13 protein-coding genes and 2 tRNA genes are annotated in these 18,325 nt (G+C 71.5%); 8 read left to right on the forward strand and 7 right to left on the reverse strand.

Annotated features, from left to right (window positions below):
• Positions 1 to 6: 6 nt before the first annotated feature.
• The 5 genes from BX285_RS00450 to BX285_RS00470 form a co-directional block, all read right to left on the reverse strand.
• Positions 7 to 79, reverse strand: a tRNA-Glu gene (locus tag BX285_RS00450).
• A gap of 53 nt (positions 80 to 132) precedes the next feature.
• Positions 133 to 204 (reverse strand) — tRNA-Gln (locus tag BX285_RS00455).
• 238 nt (positions 205 to 442) lie between these two features.
• Positions 443 to 1,942: a glutamate--tRNA ligase gene (gene gltX / locus BX285_RS00460; protein ID WP_097236132.1), complete on the reverse strand. Its 1,500-nt coding sequence runs from the start codon at positions 1,940 to 1,942 to the stop codon at positions 443 to 445.
• On the reverse strand, positions 1,935 to 2,735 hold the full coding sequence (locus BX285_RS00465; RefSeq protein ID WP_097236133.1) for a fumarylacetoacetate hydrolase family protein: 801 nt from the start codon (positions 2,733 to 2,735) through the stop codon (positions 1,935 to 1,937). Before BX285_RS00465 ends, gltX begins: the two co-directional genes overlap by 8 nt.
• Before the next feature lie 334 nt (positions 2,736 to 3,069).
• Positions 3,070 to 3,288, reverse strand: coding sequence for a hypothetical protein (locus BX285_RS00470; RefSeq protein ID WP_097236134.1), 219 nt, complete (start codon positions 3,286 to 3,288; stop codon positions 3,070 to 3,072).
• Between the two features lie 579 nt (positions 3,289 to 3,867).
• On the opposite strand from BX285_RS00470, the gene BX285_RS00475 reads away from it, so the two are divergent.
• The 8 genes from BX285_RS00475 (at position 3,868) to BX285_RS00510 (ending at position 15,057) form a co-directional block, all read left to right on the forward strand.
• Positions 3,868 to 7,683: a nitrate- and nitrite sensing domain-containing protein gene (locus tag BX285_RS00475; protein ID WP_259470390.1), complete on the forward strand. Its 3,816-nt coding sequence runs from the start codon at positions 3,868 to 3,870 to the stop codon at positions 7,681 to 7,683.
• Positions 7,684 to 7,693: 10 nt separating this feature from the next.
• The gene (locus BX285_RS00480; RefSeq protein WP_097236138.1) at positions 7,694 to 8,107 is read left to right on the forward strand and encodes a roadblock/LC7 domain-containing protein; all 414 of its coding nucleotides are present in this window, start codon (positions 7,694 to 7,696) and stop codon (positions 8,105 to 8,107) included.
• Positions 8,108 to 8,271: 164 nt separating this feature from the next.
• Positions 8,272 to 8,697: a DUF742 domain-containing protein gene (locus BX285_RS00485; protein WP_097236135.1), complete on the forward strand. Its 426-nt coding sequence runs from the start codon at positions 8,272 to 8,274 to the stop codon at positions 8,695 to 8,697.
• The gene (locus BX285_RS00490) at positions 8,678 to 9,256 is read left to right on the forward strand and encodes an ATP/GTP-binding protein (RefSeq protein ID WP_097236136.1); all 579 of its coding nucleotides are present in this window, start codon (positions 8,678 to 8,680) and stop codon (positions 9,254 to 9,256) included. Before BX285_RS00485 ends, BX285_RS00490 begins: the two co-directional genes overlap by 20 nt.
• 553 nt (positions 9,257 to 9,809) lie before the next feature.
• Positions 9,810 to 13,175: a nitrate- and nitrite sensing domain-containing protein gene (locus BX285_RS39070; protein WP_306458852.1), complete on the forward strand. Its 3,366-nt coding sequence runs from the start codon at positions 9,810 to 9,812 to the stop codon at positions 13,173 to 13,175.
• A 10-nt stretch (positions 13,176 to 13,185) separates the two neighbouring features.
• Positions 13,186 to 13,599, forward strand: a complete 414-nt coding sequence (locus tag BX285_RS00500) for a roadblock/LC7 domain-containing protein (protein ID WP_097236138.1) — start codon at positions 13,186 to 13,188, stop codon at positions 13,597 to 13,599.
• A 161-nt stretch (positions 13,600 to 13,760) separates the two neighbouring features.
• Positions 13,761 to 14,492, forward strand: a complete 732-nt coding sequence (locus tag BX285_RS00505) for a DUF742 domain-containing protein (protein ID WP_121174188.1) — start codon at positions 13,761 to 13,763, stop codon at positions 14,490 to 14,492.
• A complete protein-coding gene (locus BX285_RS00510) occupies positions 14,473 to 15,057 on the forward strand; it encodes an ATP/GTP-binding protein (protein WP_097236140.1) in 585 nt (194 codons plus the stop codon). Before BX285_RS00505 ends, BX285_RS00510 begins: the two co-directional genes overlap by 20 nt.
• Positions 15,058 to 15,150: 93 nt before the next feature.
• Here BX285_RS00510 and cimA read toward each other — a convergent pair whose 3' ends face one another.
• Complete coding sequence (gene cimA, locus BX285_RS00515) at positions 15,151 to 16,755, reverse strand: citramalate synthase (protein WP_097236141.1); 1,605 nt, start codon at positions 16,753 to 16,755, stop codon at positions 15,151 to 15,153.
• A 376-nt stretch (positions 16,756 to 17,131) separates the two neighbouring features.
• Positions 17,132 to 18,244, reverse strand: a complete 1,113-nt coding sequence (locus BX285_RS00520; protein WP_097236142.1) for a branched-chain amino acid aminotransferase — start codon at positions 18,242 to 18,244, stop codon at positions 17,132 to 17,134.
• Positions 18,245 to 18,325 lie beyond the last annotated feature (81 nt).

Here is an 18,325-nt window from a genome sequence, read left to right on the forward strand (position 1 = left end):
GATCCGTACCCCCGACCGGATTCGAACCGGCGCTACTGCCGTGAGAGGGCAGCGTGCTAGGCCGCTACACAACGGGGGCTTGATCTTCGTTTGTACTGCGATGCCGCGGATCTTGCGAACTGCGGTACTGCGCTGGGGTACCAGGACTCGAACCTAGACTAAATGAACCAGAATCACTCGTGCTGCCAATTACACCATACCCCACCAGAGTTGACCCCTCGTCGGGATCTTCCCAGGCGCTGCGCCTCTCGTTCGGTCCTGGCGGGGGGCTTTCGCTCCCTCGTCCGTTCCCTCCCGGGCGGCGCAGAAAGAACATTACCCGACGTCGGCCCTGGCTCCAAAATCGATAACCCCAGGCAGCGGCCGGGAGACCGGCAGATGGCCTCCGGGTACGCCGCGGGCCCGGCACGAAGCCGGGCCCGCGGCCTGCTCAGCGGCCCGCTCAGGCGGCCGGCAGGGCGTCCAGGGCGGAGCGCAGGCGGCGCAGCGTCTCGGGGCGGCCCAGCAGCTCCATGGACTCGAACAGCGGCGGCGAGACCCGGCGGCCGGTGACGGCCACCCGCAGCGGCGTGAAGGCGAACTTGGGCTTGATGCCCAGGCCCTCCACCAGCGCCGCCCGCAGCGCGGCCTGGATCGGCTCCGGGGTGAAGTCCGCGAGCTCCTCCAGCGCCTTGATGCTGGCCTCCAGCACCGGGCGGGCGTCCGCGGTCAGCACCTTGGCGGCGTCGTCCGGGTCGAGGGCGAAGTCCTCCGGCGCCACGAACAGGAAGCCGGCCATGTTCACGATCTCGCTCAGCACGACCATCCGCTCCTGGGTGAGCGGCGCGACCTTGGCGAGCACGTCCAGCTGCTCGGCGGTCGGCTCGGCCGGCAGCAGCCCGGCGTTCTGCAGGAAGGGCACCAGGCGCGCGGCGAAGTCCTCCGGGGCCAGCCGGCGGACGTGCTCGGCGTTGATCGCCTCGCACTTCTTCAGGTCGAAGCGGGCCGGGTTGGCGTTCACCTTGGCGACGTCGAAGGCGGCGACCATCTCGTCCATGTCGAACAGGTCGCGGTCCTCGGCCAGCGACCAGCCCAGCAGGGACAGGTAGTTGAGCAGGCCCTCACGGATGAAGCCGCGCTCGCGGTACATGTTGAGCGAGGACTGCGGGTCGCGCTTGGAGAGCTTCTTGTTGCCCTCGCCCATCACGTACGGCAGGTGGCCGAAGCGCGGGGTGAGGCCCGCGCCGACGCCGATCTCGGCGAGCGCGGCGTACAGCGCGATCTGCCGCGGGGTGGAGGAGAGCAGGTCCTCGCCGCGCAGCACGTGGGTGATGCCCATCAGGGCGTCGTCCACCGGGTTGACCAGGGTGTACAGCGGGGCGCCGTTGGCCCGGACGATGCCGTAGTCCGGCACGTTCTCCGGCTCGAAGGTGAGCGTGCCGCGCACCAGGTCGTCGAAGCTGATGGTCTTGTCGGGCATCCGGAAGCGCAGGATCGGCTCGCGCTTCTCCAGCTTGTAGACGGCGACCTGGTCGTCCGTCAGGTCCCGGCAGTGGCCGTCGTAGCCGGAGGGCTTGCCGGCCGCGCGGGCGGCCTCGCGGCGGGCGTCCAGCTCCTCGGTGCTGCAGTAGCAGTGGTAGGCGTGGCCGGCCTCGTGCAGGCGGCGGGCGACGTCGGCGTAGATGTCCATCCGCTGCGACTGCCGGTACGGCGCGTGCGGGCCGCCGACCTCCGGGCCCTCGTCCCAGTCGAGGCCGAGCCAGCGCATGGCCTCCAGCAGCTGCTCGTACGACTCCTCGGAGTCGCGGGCGGAGTCGGTGTCCTCGATCCGGAAGACCATGGTGCCGCCGGTGTGGCGGGCGTAGGCCCAGTTGAAGAGGGCCGTACGGACCATGCCCACGTGGGGGTTGCCGGTCGGGGACGGACAGAAGCGAACCCGGACGGCCGGGTCAGTGTTAGCCACGCTTGATCACCTTGTTGGTGAGAGTGCCGATGCCTTCGATGGAGACGGCGACCTCGTCGCCGACGTTGAGGGGGCCCACCCCTGCGGGCGTGCCGGTGAGGATGACGTCGCCGGGCAGCAGCGTCATGGCCTCGGAGATGTGGACGATCAGCTCGGCGACCGAGCGGAGCATCAGGGAGGTGCGGCCGGTCTGCCGCAGCTCGCCGTTGACCGTGCAGGTGACGGCGAGGTCGCTCGGGTCCAGGTCGGTCTCGATCCACGGGCCCAGCGGGCAGGAGGTGTCGAAGCCCTTGGCCCGGGCCCACTGGCCCTCGCGCTGCTGGACGTCCCGGGCGGTGACGTCGTTGGCACAGGTGTAGCCGAGGATCACCTCGGGCACCCGGTCCAGCGGCACCTCGCGGCACATCCGGCCGATCACCACGGCGAGTTCGGCCTCGTGCTGGACGTCCGAGGAGAACGGCGGGTACGCGATGCTCTCGGTCGGGCCGACGACCGCGGTGGACGGCTTGAAGAAGGTGAGCGGGACGTCCGGGACCTCGTTGCCCAGCTCGGCGGCGTGCGCCGCGTAGTTGCGGCCGACCGCCACGATCTTGTTCGGGAGCATCGGGCTCAGCAGCCGGACGTCCTGGAGGCGGTAGCTCTCGCCGGTGGGCTGGGGCTGGCCGAACGGGTGGCCGGCCAGCGCGTGGACGACCATCGACTCGGGCTGGGAAGGATCGCCCTCCACCACGCCGAAGGAGACGCTGCCGGCGGCAGGACTCCCTTCCCGGACGGAAAACCTGGCAATGCGCACGGCTGGGCTACCCCTCGCTTCGTCGGCCGCCCGGGGCGCGCCCGGGCGCTGGTCGGGCCCCCCGCCCGCAGTGGGCGCGGCCCCGTCAATCGGCCTCCAGGCTATCGCGTGGGGCCCTGGCTGACCGCTTGCTCCCGTTTGGCCCAGTTTGATCCGCTCCGAGCCGAAGGGGAGCGCCGGTGCCGAAAGGGAGAAGCGAGGGAGCGACGCAGGAGCGAGGGAGCGCCGACCGTCGGCGCCGGGTCAGAGCACCCCGGAGGCGAGCGGGCGAGAACACCGAAAGCGCCGCCGTCACGTTGGTGACGGCGGCGCTCTCGGGGAACGCGCTGGGGGGTCAGTCCGCCAGGACGACGACCGGGGCGACCATCAGCTGGGTGCGTCGCGGGTTGGCCGTGACGGCCGGCAGCTCGGTGCCGTAGGTCACGACGTCCTCGGGCTTGCGGGCGCCCGGGATCTTGCTGAAGTCCTCGACCGAGGCCAGCGTCGTCCGGCGCGGGTTCGCCGTGGAGCGGCAGGACAGCGTGGACTTGGTGGCGTTCTTCGCCTGGGACATCGAGAGCACCTCGTGGTCGCGGCCGGGCGGGATCCCGAGGGACCGGCACCGACGTGATGGATTCCGATTGATTCGGAGGGGTTCTGGGCAGGCTGATCGGGGCCGTGCTCCGGAGACAGCCAGGTTACGAGATCTCTTTCCACAGAGGCCGTGACCAAAGCTACACATTAGTCTGTGATTTTGCTCACAAAATACCGAGCGAAACTCAGATATCCGACATATCGCCGCATCGGAATTTTCCGACATATCGGTGGTAACGGGCATTCCGGAAGGTCTGTGACTCTTTTCGATCTAGGGTCCGCTTGGCATGTATCCGGCGAGTGTCCGAAAAAGGCGGTATTCCGGTCCGGTTACCGCACAGTCAGTGAGGTCGCACAAGCGGTCGGTAGCGCCGGGCGCCGGGTTCCGGCGGCCCTTGTTGGGATTCCCCGGCTGTGCTGGAATGCGACGGACCGTGGGTAGGGAGTGGTCCACCCCGGTGACCCGCTCTCCCGGACCGGCCGGGGGGCGGATGGAAACTCGACACCGTCCAGGCCGTGGCGACGCGGCGGGACGCCCGGTCCAGAGGTTGCGACGCCAGTGCAGGGACGTTTCAAAAGGGGTAGCGGCGCCGCGGGCAACCCGGAGTCGCGCGAGCCCGCGGCAGCCGCCCAGCAGGCGGCGCCGCCCGGCGGCCCGGCCGAGCCGGTGACCCCCGAGGCCGTCGGCCGCCCGGAGGACGACGGTCAGGAGCGGAAGTCCGCCCGGGACAAGTTCCGGACCTCCCTGACCCGACGCCGGGCCACCGGTCTGAACCGGCTCGCGATGCGCAACTGGCGCATCCGCACCCGTCTGATCGCCCTGCTCGCCCTCCCCGTCATGGTCTCGCTGGTCCTCGGTGGCCTGCGCATCCAGACCTCGATGGAGAACTCGCAGCAACTCGCCCAGATGGCCAACCTGTCCGATCTGGCCAAGAAGGCGACGAACCTCGCGGACGCGCTGCAGACCGAGCGCGACATCAGCGCCGGCCCGATCACCCACGAGCCGAACGCCCAGCTGGACGACGACATCGTCGCCGCCCGCAAGGCCACCGACGACCTGAGCCGCACCTTCACCGCCTCCTCCGACAAGTTCGAGAACCTCGAACTGTCCGGCGGTAAGGCGCTGCTGCTGCAGATCCGCAAGGACCTGAACTCGATCGCGGACACCCGCAGCCTGCCGTACCAGAACAACCAGAACATCCAGTCGACGATCACCGCCTACGACGTGATCATCCGCGACCTGCTGTCCATCACCCAGGACATCGCACTCGCCTCGAACAACAAGGACCTGGTCGTCTCCACCCGCGCGCTGCAGCAGTTCTCGCTCGCCAAGAACGCGACCTCGCAGCAGCGGGCCCTGATCAGCGCCGCGCTCGCCAACCCCAAGGGCCCCGACCTCAGCCCGAGCGACGAGTCCTTCGGTATCCGCCTGCGCCTGTCGTACGACAACGCGATCGCCAGCTTCAACAACATCTACACCGCGCACGACCTGGACAACCTGCGCAGCCAGCTGAGCTACAACGGCGTCGTCGCCGACGCCGACCGCTACGCCCAGACGATCCTCACTCAGGGCGGCATCCACCAGACCGAGCCGGTCACCTACAAGGACTGGTTCGAGAAGTCCAGCGCCAAGATCAGCGCCGAGCGCCGGATCGAGTCCAAGCTCATCGAGAACCTCGACGGCAAGGCCCAGGACCTGCAGTCCCAGGCCGACACGGACGCCCTGATCATCGGTGTCGCGGTCGCCCTGGTGCTGCTCGTCGCCCTCGGTGGCGCCGGTCTGATCGCCCGCTCGATGGTGCGCTCGCTGACCCGACTGCAGGCCGCGGCCGAGGACGTCGCCGAGCGCCGCCTGCCCGAACTGGTCAAGACGCTCTCCGAGAGCGACCCGCACGACGTCGACACCACCGTCGAACCGGTCGCCGTCGACTCCGCCGACGAGATCGGCCACGTGGCGCACGCCTTCGACATGGTGCACAGCGAGGCCGTCCGCCTCGCCGCCGAGCAGGCCCTCCTGCGCGGAAACATCAACGCGATGTTCACCAACCTCTCGCGCCGCAGCCAGGGCCTCATCCAGCGCCAGCTGTCGCTCATCTCCGAACTGGAGAGCCGCGAGGCGGACCCGGACCAGCTGGCCAACCTCTTCAAGCTCGACCACCTCGCGACCCGCATGCGCCGCAACGGCGAAAACCTCCTCGTCCTCGCCGGTGAGGACCCGGGCCGCCGCTGGACCCGCCCCGTCCCGCTGGTCGACGTGCTCCGCGCCGCCGCCTCCGAGGTGGAGCAGTACGAGCGCATCGAACTCGCCGCCGTGCCGTCGGCCGAGGTCGCCGGCCGCGTCGTCAACGACCTCGTCCACCTGCTCGCCGAGCTGCTGGAGAACGCCACCTCGTTCTCCAGCCCGCAGACCCGCGTCCGGGTCACCGGCCACGCGCTGCCCGACGGCCGCGTGCTGGTCGAGATCCACGACACCGGCATCGGCCTGAGCCCCGACGACCTCGCCGAGATCAACGAGCGCCTGGCCAACCCGCCGACGGTGGACGTCTCGGTCTCCCGCCGCATGGGCCTCTTCGTGGTCGGTCGACTGTCGCTGCGCCACGGCATCCGGATCCAGCTGCGCCCCAGCGACTCCGGCGGCACCACCGCGCTGGTCATGCTGCCGGTGGACGTCACCAACTCCGGCGACCGCCGCGGCGCAGGCCGGGCCGGCGCCGCGCCGGGCAAGCAGCAGCGCGGGGTCGCCCCGACGCCGCGTCAGCAGCGCCAGGTGCCGCCCGGCCGCCAGAACGGCCCGGCCGCGCTCGGCCAGGGCCCGGCCGGCGGTGCCCCGCAGGGCAGCCGTCCGCAGCTCGGCCAGGGTGGCCCCGGCCCGCAGGGCGGTCCGGCGGCTCCGGCCGGCCCGGGCGCGCCGGGCGGTCCCGGTGCGGCCGGCGGCCGCCCCGGCGGTCTGCCGACCCGCCAGATCGGCCAGTCGCTGCGCGAGAACCCCGCACCGCAGGGCCCGGGTCAGCAGGGCCCGGGTCAGCAGGGCCGGAACCAGGGCCGGCCGGGCCGGCCCCAGCAGCCCGCGCAGGCGCAGCAGACCCAGCAGCAGGCCCAGCAGGCCCAGCAGCCGCAGCAGTCGCCGCAGGGCGGCCTGCCGCAGCGCGCCCCCGGCCGCCAGGGTCCGCCGCAGGGCGGCCCGAACGGCCTGCCCCGCCGCGGCGGCCGTCAGCAGCAGCCCGGTCAGCCCCAGCCCGGTCAGCCGCAGCCCGGCCAGGAACGGCAGCGCCCCGGTGCCGGGTTCGACGGTGGTCCGGGTGCCCGGGCCGGCGAGCAGCCCCAGCACGGCCGCCCCGGCGGTCCCGGTGCGCCCCAGCAGGGTGCCCGTCCGGGCAACCGTCCGCAGGACGGCCTGCCGCAGCGCGCCCCCGGCCGCCAGGGCCCCGGTGCCCCCGAGGCCGCCGGCCGGCCCGGTGCCCAGGGTCCGCGTCGTCCGCAGCGCCCCGGCCCGGACGCGCCGCAGCGCGACCGTCAGCCGCAGCTGCCGCCGCAGGCCCAGCCCCAGCAGCCCCAGCAGGTCCAGCCCCAGCCGCTGCCGTCGGCCGAGCCGGCGCCGGTGGAGAGCACCCAGCAGTTCGCTCGCCCGCGCTTCGAGGCCAGCCAGATCGACCCGCGCGACCCGCTGGGCCTCGGCCTGGTCGAGCCGGTGCTGCCGAACGTGCCGAACCCGGCGCGGCCGGAGCCGGTCCGCCCGGAGCAGGCCCTCCAGCAGCCGCCGCAGCCGCTGCCGCTGCCGCACCAGGAGCCGATGGCGCTGCCGACCGGCCCGTCCGAGGCGGCCGGCCAGCAGCCCTGGTACCCGCAGGCCGAGACCCAGCCGCAGGGCCCGGAGCAGGCGCGGCAGCGCCAGTACCAGCCGCGCCGCCCCGGCACCTCCGCGCCGGAGCTCCAGGAGCAGGCCCAGGCCCCGCAGCAACCGCAGCAGGTCCAGGCCCAGCAGCCGCAGCAGCCCCAGCAGCAGCCGCAGCCGGGCGCCGGCGAGGCTCCCTGGCGGCCGTCCGCGAACGACGAGCGCTGGCGCCGCGCCGAGCAGATCCGCGAGCCCTCGACCAACGGCGTCACGATGTCGGGCCTGCCCCGGCGGACCCCGCAGGCCAACCTGGTCTCCGGCACCGCCGAGGCGGCGCCGCTGACCGGCCCGCAGGTCTCCCGGGCCCCCGAGGAGGTCCGCGGCCGGCTGACCAACCTGCGCCGCGGCATCCAGCAGGGCCGCCGGGCCGGCGCCGAACAGGCTGCCAATCAGCCGGGCTTCCAGCATGGTGCTCAGCAGCCCGGATTCGATAGTTTCGGTGGCCGGAGCGACGGCAACGGCGCAGATCACCAGGAGCGTTGAGTTGAACCAGATGAGCCAGGCCGCACAGAACCTGAACTGGCTGATCACCAATTTCGTGGACAACACCCCCGGGGTGTCCCACACCGTGGTGGTCTCCGCGGACGGCCTCCTCCTGTGCATGTCCGAGGGCTTCCCGCGCGACCGCGCCGACCAGCTCGCCGCCGTCGCCTCCGGCCTCACCTCCCTCACCTCCGGCGCCAGCCGGATCTTCGAGGGCGGCGAGGTCAACCAGACCGTCGTCGAGATGGAACGGGGCTTCCTGTTCCTCATGGCCATCAGCGACGGCTCCGCCCTCGCCGTCCTGGCCAGCCCCGACTCGGACATCGGCCTCGTCGGCTACGAGATGGCCCTGCTCGTCGACCGCGCAGGCGCCGTCCTCACCCCCGCACTCCGCGCGGAACTCCAGGGCAGTCTCCTGCACTGACCGGAGCCCGCACGGATCCACCCACCCGTCCCACCCCGCCGCCGGGTCCGACCCGACCGGACCCGGCGACTCACCCTCAGCTACCCTCTGGCAGCTGATCCCGCCTCAGCTGGCACCGCCCCAGCTGGAACCGGCTGCTCAAGGCTGCAGCACAAGGAGGACCCATGACCCCGCCCTCGACACCCGCCGGCGCGTACGGCAACGGGTACGGCAGCGGCTACGGCGGGCAGCAGTCCGACGGCTACGAGCAGCAGCCGCTGGTCCGCCCGTACGCGATGACCGGCGGTCGGACCCGTCCGCGGTACCAGCTCGCCATCGAGGCCCTGATCTCCACGACCGGTTCCGCCGAGCGGACCGGCGGTCTCCTGCCGGAGCACGCGCGGATCGTCAACCTCTGCCGTGAGGTCAAGTCCATCGCGGAGATCTCCGCACTGGCCGGTGTGCCGCTGGGTGTCGCCCGCATCCTCGTGGCCGACCTCGCCGAAGCCGGTCTCGTCGCCATCCACCAGCCCGCCGCCGCGGGCGAGTCGGGCGGAACGCCCGATGTCACGCTGCTCGAAAGGGTCCTCAGTGGACTTCGCAAGCTCTAACGGATCCGCCCGGGCCACGACGTCGGCCAAGATCGTCGTTGCGGGCGGCTTCGGTGTCGGCAAGACCACGCTCGTCGGCGCCGTCTCCGAGATCAACCCCCTGCGCACCGAAGCCGTCATGACCTCGGCCTCCGCCGGCATCGACGACCTCAGCCACGTCTCCGGCAAGACGACCACCACCGTCGCCATGGACTTCGGCCGCATCACCCTCGACGAAGACCTCATCCTCTACCTCTTCGGCACCCCCGGACAGGACCGCTTCTGGTTCATGTGGGACGACCTCGTCCGCGGCGCCATCGGCGCCGTCGTCCTCGTCGACACCCGCCGCCTCGCCGACTGCTTCCCCGCCCTCGACTACTTCGAGAACAGCGGACTCCCCTTCGTCGTCGCCCTCAACGGCTTCGACGGACACCAGCCCCACACCCCCGACGAAGTCCGCGAAGCACTCCAACTCGGCACCGACACCCCCGTCATCACCCTCGACGCCCGCCGCCGGGACAGCGCCAAAAGCGCCCTCATCACCCTCGTCGAACACGCCCTCCTCGCCCGACTCCGCTGAACAGGGCGACCAAGACCGGACGAGTGCGCGGCCCGCGCCGAGCCGAAGGGGCGCGCCGGTGCCGAAAGGGAGAAGCGAGGAGGCCCCGAGGTACGAGGGGCATCGGAGCGACGACCGTCGGCACCGGGTCCCAGCGCCCCGGAGGCGAGTGCGCGAAACAACTGCAACCGTCAGGCCCCGGCGGCCCGTCCACCCAACGGGCCGCCGGGGCCTCGATGCTTACCGGCCGGTGCCCTCCGGGGGCACCGCGCAAGACCCGTGTATAAGCAGCGGATAACAGTTCGGTAGGCATTTTGTGATCAACAATGACGCAGCGTGGCGAAACAGCGTCACTCAGCGCCAGATGACCACGGTTTTGCTCCGTCATGTCGGTGAATGTCCAGATTGTGCCGACGCGGGTGCCCTCCGGCGGCTGTTTGTCCCCCATCCCTGCACGTGCTGAAATTCCAGCTACCCCTGAATCTCCCGCGCCGGCCGTCCGGCAGCGGGTCAGGGCCCGGGGGTAGCGCTGGATTGATCCATGGCCGGCTGTCGGCCGAGAGGTAGTTGTCGAGTGAGGCGTAAGCAGCAACCCGCCCCGCAGCGGCGCTCCGAGCCCCGCCAGAGCGAGCCGAACCGTACCCCCGGGGAGCAGGCCGGATTCTCCGCGTTCACTCCCACCGAGGAACGCCCCCAGGCCACCCCCGCCGCGAGCCCCCCGAGCCTCTCCACGGCGCCCCGCAGCGGCGGCTCCCAGGGCGGCGACGGCGGCTCCGGACGGTACGACTTCCTCCGCCCGCGCAACTGGCGCGTGCCGACCCGCCTGATCGCGATCCTGCTGATCCCCGTGATCATCAGTCTCGTCTTCGGTGGTCTGCGAGTGAACACCTCGGTCGACGGCTACATCAAGGCGTCCCGCGCCGAGAAGACCGCCGAGCTGGCCAAGGCCGCGACCGAACTCGCCGAGGCCCTGGAGAACGAGCGCGACAAGACGCTCATACCCCTGCTCACCAAGCAGGACCCGAACAACGAGGTCGCCAAGCGCCGCGCCGACACCGACGCCGCGCTGAAGGCCTACAACGCCGCCTACGAGGCCTCCGACAAGTCCGGCGAGCTGCCGCGCCGCCACGACGCCTTCCAGATCCTGGTCGCCGACCTGCCGCACCTGCGGGCCAACGCGTACGGCCCCGAGCTGTTCCTCAGCGCGACCGCGAGCGCCTACTCGACGATGTTCGCGCCGCTGCTGGCCTACGACAACTCGGTCGGCATGGGCTCCTCCAACGCCACCAGCAAGGGCCGCGCGATCTACGCGATGTCGCTGGCCAAGGCCTCCGCCTCGACCCAGCGTGCGCTGATGCTGCACCTGCTGGTCGGCATCGCCCAGAACGGCACCACCCGGTACGAGAACGCCGACGCGACCCAGCAGATCGTGGTCGCGGAGAAGCTGGAGCAGGTCTCCCTCAACGAGTTCAACACCGGTAGCGCCCCCGAGGACGCCAGGAAGTACTCGGACGCGCAGGTCGCCCTGGCCACCGCCCAGGACCGCTCGGCGTACAAGATGCCGAACGGCTCCGCGCCGACCATGCAGGGCCTGCTGGCCCTGGCCGCCGCGTACAGCCAGTCCGCCGCCGAGGGCCAGCTGAAGGGCAAGGCCGCCGCCGACGCGTCGTTCGCCGAGGCGAAGGCCTCCGGCCTGACCCCGGACAACTGGAACCAGGCCGCCAACACCCACATCCAGGCCCTGCGGAACACCGAAGTCACGCTGCTGGACGACGTCCTCACCGACTCCCGCAGCCTGAAGGACAACGCGCTCTACGACGCCATCCTCAACACGGTCATCGTCGTCGCCTCGCTGATCCTGGCCGGCCTGCTCACCGGCTACGTGGCCCGCTCGATGATCCTCGGCATGCGCACCCTGCGCAGCGCCGCCCTGGAGATCGCCGACCACCGCCTGCCGGACCTGGTCGAGAAGCTCTCCAAGACCGACCCCGACCGGGTCGACACCTCGGTGACCGCGATCCCGCTGCACGGCAAGGACGAGATCGGCGAAGTCGCCCGGGCGTTCGACCAGGTCCACCAGCAGGCCGTGGCGCTCGCCGCCGAGCAGGCCCTGCTCCGAGGGAACGTCAACGCGATCTTCACCAACCTGTCTCGTCGCAGCCAGGGCCTGATCCAGCGCCAGCTGGCGCTGATCACCGACCTGGAGAACAACGAGGCCGACCCGGACCAGCTGGAGAACCTCTTCAAGCTGGACCACCTGGCGACCCGTATGCGCCGCAACGGTGAGAACCTGCTCGTCCTCGCGGGCGAGGAGGCCGGCCGCCGCTGGAACACCCCGGTCCCGCTGGTCGACGTGCTCCGCGCCGCCGCCTCCGAGGTGGAGCAGTACGAGCGCGTCGAGCTCTCCGGCATCCCGGAGGTCGACGTCGTCGGCGCCGCCGTGACCGACCTCGTCCACCTGCTCGCCGAGCTGCTGGAGAACGCCACCTCGTTCTCCAGCCCGCAGACCCGGGTGCTGGTCAACGCGACCCGCCTGCCGGACGGCCGCGTGCTGGTCGAGATCCACGACAAGGGCATCGGCCTCACCGCCGAGGACTTCGCCGAGATCAACGAGAAGCTGGCCGAGCCGCCCACGGTCGACGCCACCATCTCCCGCCGCATGGGCCTGTTCGTGGTCGGCCGGCTCTCCCAGCGGCACGACATCCGCGTCCAGCTCCGCCCGTCCGGCGAGTCGGCCGGCACCACCTCGCTGGTCATGCTCCCGCCGTTCGTCACCCAGGGCGGGGCCGCGCCGGAGCCGGAGGAGCAGTTCACCGTCTCCCGGATCTTCGCGGACCAGCAGCCGACCTCCGAGTGGGCGCCCGACGACCGCAACCGCAGCGCCGCCGAACTCGGCTTCGACGACCACCTCACCGGTGTCGGCAACGCCGGCTCCTCCGGCTTCAGCCCGGCCCTGGAGGCCGTCCAGCGCTCGCAGCGCCTCGACCAGGTCCGCCGCGCGGCCCTGGAGAGCGGCCAGGAGCCGCCGGTCGTGGACGCCGAGGTCGAGGAGGACTACCAGCAGGGCTACGACCAGTACGCCCCGCAGGGCTACGACCAGCAGCAGCCCTACGCCGACGACCAGTACGGCTACGAGCAGCAGGGCTACCGGCAGGACGGGTACGGCCCGGACGCCTACGGCCGGTACCCGCAGCAGCAGCAGGGCTACGACCAGCAGCCCTACGCCGACGAGCAGTACGCCGACGACCAGTACGGCTACGACGGCGGCGGCTACCAGCAGGACGACTACGCCGACCAGTACGGCCGCCAGGCCCAGGAGGCCCCGGCCGGCCACCCGTACGCCCCCGAGCCGCCCGCGCTGCCCGCCGCCGAGGAGCCCCGCTCCACCCTGGCGTCCGGGCTGCCGCAGCGCCGCCCCGGCGAGCAGCTGGCCGGCGGCGGCCTCGGCAGCGCGCCGGTCAACTCCGGCTCGTCCGGTGAGACCCCGAACTGGTTCGCGGGCGCCAAGGACACCTCCGCCACCCCCGAGCCGCGCGGCCACGACGTGTCCTCGCTCGGCGGTTACGGCCCGACCGGCCCGACCGCCAGCACCGCCTGGCAGTCGCCGAACGACGGCGACTGGCAGCGGGCCGAGCAGTTGCGCGAGCCTTCCTCCGCCGGAACCACCGGGGCCGGTCTGCCGCGGCGCGTGCCCAAGCAGAACCTGGTGCCCGGCAACGCCCAGTCCGCCCCGCCCGCCCCGCAGGAAGGGCCGCAGGTCTCCCGCAGCCCCGAGGAGGTCCGTGGCCGCCTCACCAACCTGCGCCGCGGTGTGGAGCAGGGCCGCAGCGCCGGCAACACCGGAAGCTTCCGGATCGACCCCGATCAGGTAGACCAGTCCGGCAACGGACAGAACCGCAGCACCGATCTCTTCGGCGGCTCGAACCACCAGGAGCGTTGAGTTGACTCAGATGAGCCAGGCCGCACAGAACCTGAACTGGCTGATCACCAATTTCGTGGACAACACCCCCGGGGTGTCCCACACCGTGGTGGTCTCCGCGGACGGCCTCCTCCTGTGCATGTCCGAGGGCTTCCCGCGCGACCGCGCCGACCAGCTCGCCGCCGTCGCCTCCGGCCTCACCTCCCTCACCTCCGGCGCCAGCCGGATCTTCGAGGGCGGCGAGGTCAACCAGACCGTCGTCGAGATGGAACGGGGCTTCCTGTTCCTCATGGCCATCAGCGACGGCTCCGCCCTCGCCGTCCTGGCCAGCCCCGACTCGGACATCGGCCTCGTCGGCTACGAGATGGCCCTGCTCGTCGACCGCGCAGGCGCCGTCCTCACCCCCGCACTCCGCGCGGAACTCCAGGGCAGTCTCCTGCACTGACGGTTCGTCGGATACCGTCCAGGTATTCGAAGTACCTCCGCGTCCTTCCCGGGCCCGCTTCGGCGGGCTCGGGTTCGGACGTTGTACGGCCTTCGCACCACCGGCTCCGGACCTGCGCCGAAGCTCGCACCGCACCGCCGCACCTTGTGAGGAGAGGAACCGTGACACCGCCCGACGACCGCAGCGGCCAGTACGGTCTTCCGTACCCTGGCACAGGCCATGACGCCTTCGGAGCACCCGGCGTCGGCCACGGTCAGCAGTACGGTCGGCACCAGTACGGGCAGCCCCAGCACCCGTACTCCCGGCCCGACGAGCAGTACGGCCAGCACGACCAGCACGGCGGACAGGGTCAGTACGACCCGCAGCAGGGCCAGCAGGGCCACCAGAGCCAGTACGACCAGTACGGCCGGCCGCAGCCCTCGTACGGCGCCCCGGCGCCCGGCCCGCAGTCGAACGGCTGGCCGACTCCGGCCCCGACGCCCGACCCGGCCCCCGGCTACCAGCCGGCCCAGGAGCCCGGCCACGTCGAGGAGTTCGAGGACGAACCCGACTCCGGCCCGCTGATCCGCCCGTTCGCGATGACCGGCGGTCGCACCCGGCCGCGCTACGAACTCGCGCTGGAGGCACTGGTCTCCGCCGACGTCGATCCGCAGCGCCTGGCCACCCTCCTCCCCGAGCACCAGCGGATCTGCACGCTGTGCACGGAGGTCAAGTCCGTCGCAGAGGTTTCGGCGCTGCTCTCCCTTCCCCTGGGAGTGGCCCGCATCCTCGTGGCCGACCTCGCCGAAGCCGGCCTGGTCGCCATCCACCAGCCCGCTTCCGGCGGCGAATCCGGAAACCAGCCCGACGTCACGCTGCTCGAAAGGGTCCTCAGTGGACTTCGCAAGCTCTAACGCGGCCGCCCCCACCCGCGCCACCACCTCCGCGAAGATCGTCGTTGCGGGCGGCTTCGGTGTCGGCAAGACCACGCTCGTCGGCGCCGTCTCCGAGATCAACCCCCTGCGCACCGAAGCCGTCATGACCTCGGCCTCCGCCGGCATCGACGACCTCAGCCACGTCTCCGGCAAGACGACCACCACCGTCGCCATGGACTTCGGCCGCATCACCCTCGACGAAGACCTCATCCTCTACCTCTTCGGCACCCCCGGACAGGACCGCTTCTGGTTCATGTGGGACGACCTCGTCCGCGGCGCCATCGGCGCCGTCGTCCTCGTCGACACCCGCCGCCTCGCCGACTGCTTCCCCGCCCTCGACTACTTCGAGAACAGCGGACTCCCCTTCGTCGTCGCCCTCAACGGCTTCGACGGACACCAGCCCCACACCCCCGACGAAGTCCGCGAAGCACTCCAACTCGGCACCGACACCCCCGTCATCACCCTCGACGCCCGCCGCCGGGACAGCGCCAAAAGCGCCCTCATCACCCTCGTCGAACACGCCCTCCTCGCCCGACTCCGCTGAACCCCCGCTCCGCGGAACCCGACTCCGCTGAGCAGTACGCGTGAGGCCTATGGACCTTCGGGTCCATAGGCCTCACCTCGCGCCGGGGAGCGCCTACTCGGTCGGCTCCAGCCCGGCCCGGATCAGGCCGTAGGTGTACGCGTCCTCCAGCGCCAGCCAGGAGGCGGCGACCACGTTGTCGGCCACGCCCACGGTGGACCAGGTGACGGTGCCGTCGGTGGACTCGATCAGCACCCGGGTCTTGGAGCCGGTGCCGTGCTGGCCCTCCAGGATGCGGACCTTGTAGTCCACCAACTCGAAGGTGGCCAGCGGCGGGTAGATCCCCTCCAGCGCGGTGCGCAGCGCCTGGTCCAGCGCGTTGACCGGGCCGTTGCCCTCGCCCACCGCGATCCGGCGCTCGCCCTTGGCCCACAGCTTGACGGTCGCCTCGTTGCCGGAGAGCCCTTTCGGGCCCTGCTCGCTGATGGTCCGCCAGGACTCCAGCGTGTAGAAGCGGTCCCGGCTGCCCCGCACCTCGTCGCGCAGCAGCAGTTCGAAGGAGGCGTCGGCGGACTCGTAGGTGTAGCCGAGGTTCTCCTGCTCCTTCACCTTGGCCACCACCCGCCCGGCGAGGTCGCGGTCGGCCGAGAGGTCGTAGCCGAGCTCCTTGCCCTTGAGCTCGACGGAGGCCCGGCCGGCCATGTCGGAGACCAGCATCCGCATGGTGTTGCCGACCCGCTCGGGGTCGATGTGCTGGTACAGGTCCGGGTCGATCTTGATCGCGGAGGCGTGCAGGCCCGCCTTGTGGGCGAAGGCCGAGTAACCGACGTACGGCTGGTGGGTGGAGGGGGCCAGGTTGACCAGCTCGGCGATCGCGTGCGAGATCCGGGTCATCTCGGCCAGCCGGCCCTCGGGCAGCACCCGGCGGTCGTACTTGATCTCCAGCGCGCCGACCACCGGGAACAGGTTGGCGTTGCCGACCCGCTCGCCGTAGCCGTTGGCGGTGCACTGGACGTGGGTCGCGCCGGCGTCCACCGCGGCCAGCGTGTTGGCCACCGCGCAGCCGGTGTCGTCCTGGGCGTGGATGCCGAGCCGGGCGCCGGTGCGGGCCAGTACCTCGGCGACGATCTCCCGGACGTCGGCCGGCAGCATCCCGCCGTTGGTGTCGCAGAGCACCACCACGTCGGCCCCGGCCTCGTGCGCGGCGCGCACCACCGACAGGGCGTACTCGCGGTTCGCCCGGTAGCCGTCGAAGAAGTGCTCGCAGTCGATGAACACCCGGCGGCCCTGGGAGCGCAGGAACTCGACGCTGTCCCGGACCATCTCCAGGTTCTCGTCCAGCGTGGTGCGCAGCGCCAGCTCCACGTGCCGGTCGTGGGACTTGGCGACCAGGGTGACGACCGGGGCGCCGGAGTTGACCAGCGCCGCGAGCTGCGGGTCGTCCGCGGCCCGGCCGCCGGCCCGGCGGGTGGCGCCGAAGGCGACCAGCTGGGCGTGCCGCAGTTCCAGCTCGGCGGCGGCGCGGGCGAAGAACTCGGTGTCACGCGGGTTGGCGCCGGGCCAGCCGCCCTCGATGAAGCCGACCCCGAACTCGTCCAGGTGCCGGGCGATGGCCAGCTTGTCCGCCACCGTCAGGTTGATGCCCTCGCGCTGGGCGCCGTCGCGCAGCGTGGTGTCGAACACGTGGAAACTGTCGTCGGTACGGCTGACCTCGGTCATGACCTCTGGTGCTCCGTTTCGGGGAGTCGTACTGCTCTGCCGGATTTTCACGTCCCGGCTCCACTGTCCAGCATCCCGCGGCGCGCCCCGGTGTCCCTGAGCCCCTTGTGGAGGCTCCCGGCCGGTCCGGGGAAACAAAAAAACCCCTCGCGGGTGCGAGAGGTCTGCGCGCGGGTCTGGACGCTGGTGGTCGCTCCGCATCGGGTCCTGCGGAAGCGGTCACTGCGGACCGGCGCGCCTGCTGCCGATAATCAGCGAAAGCGAGGACACGCTCGCAGTCTGGCACAGCTCCCCGGGGTCCGGCCTGCCCGTCTCGCGATGCGGAACGGGCAGGCCGGGGGCGGTGCGGACCGCCCGTGGGACGAGACGACCGGGATCAGACGATCTTGTGCAGCCAGCCGTGGGTGTCGGGGGCCTGGCCGCCCTGGATCGCCAGCAGCGCCTTGCGCAGCTCCATGGTGACCGGGCCGGGCTCGCCGGTGCCGACGGTCCAGTCGGCGGCCGCGGACTTGACCGAGCCGACCGGGGTGATGACGGCGGCGGTGCCGCAGGCGAAGACCTCGGTGAGGGTGCCGTCGGCGTTGGCCTGCTGCCACTCGTCGGTGGAGATCTTCCGCTCCTCGACGGCGTAGCCGAGGTCGGCGGCGAGCCGGAGCAGCGAGTCGCGGGTGATGCCGGGCAGCAGGGCGCCGGACAGCTCCGGGGTGACGATCTTCGCGTCCTTGCCCTCGCCGAAGACGAAGTACAGGTTCATGCCGCCCATCTCCTCGACCCACCGGTGCTCGGCGGCGTCGAGCCAGACGACCTGGTCGCAGCCCTTCTCGGCGGCCTGGGCCTGGGCGACCAGCGAGGCGGCGTAGTTGCCCGCGCACTTGGCGGCACCGGTGCCGCCGGGCGCCGCCCGGACGTACTCCTTGGACAGCCAGACCGAGACCGGCTTGATGCCGCCCTGGAAGTAGGCGCCGGCCGGCGAGGCGATGATCATGAAGAGGTAGGAGTTGGCCGGGCGGACACCCAGGCCGACCTCGGTGGCGAACATGAACGGACGCAGGTAGAGGCTCTGCTCCGGCTCGTTCGGGACCCACTCCTGCTCCTGCTGCACCAGCAGCTCGACGGCCTCGACGAAGGTCTCGACCGGCAGCTCCGGCATGGCCAGGCGGCGGGCCGAGGCCTGGAAGCGGGCGGCGTTGGCCTCCGGACGGAAGGTGGCGATGGAGCCGTCGGCCTGGCGGTAGGCCTTCAGGCCCTCGAAGATCGCCTGGCCGTAGTGCAGGGTCATGTTCGCCGGGTCGATCTCCAGCGGCGCGTACGGCGCCAGCTGGGCGTCGTGCCAGCCCACGCCCTCGGTCCAGCGGATGGTGACCATGTGGTCGGTGAAGACCCGGCCGAAACCGGGGTTGGTCAGCCGAGCCTGTCGCTCCGCTGCGGGCAGCGGGTGGGCGGAGGGCTTGAGGTCGAACGTGATGGGCGCCTGGGTGGGCGTGCTCATGGCTGTTTCCTTCACCGTGGGGTTGGTCGGGGCCGCCACCACCGCAGAGACGTTTCGGCGTTCTGACGCCGGAATGAACGC

It is taken from the genome of Streptomyces sp. 1114.5, assembly GCF_003635085.1.
In the GTDB taxonomy this organism is placed as follows: domain Bacteria; phylum Actinomycetota; class Actinomycetes; order Streptomycetales; family Streptomycetaceae; genus Kitasatospora.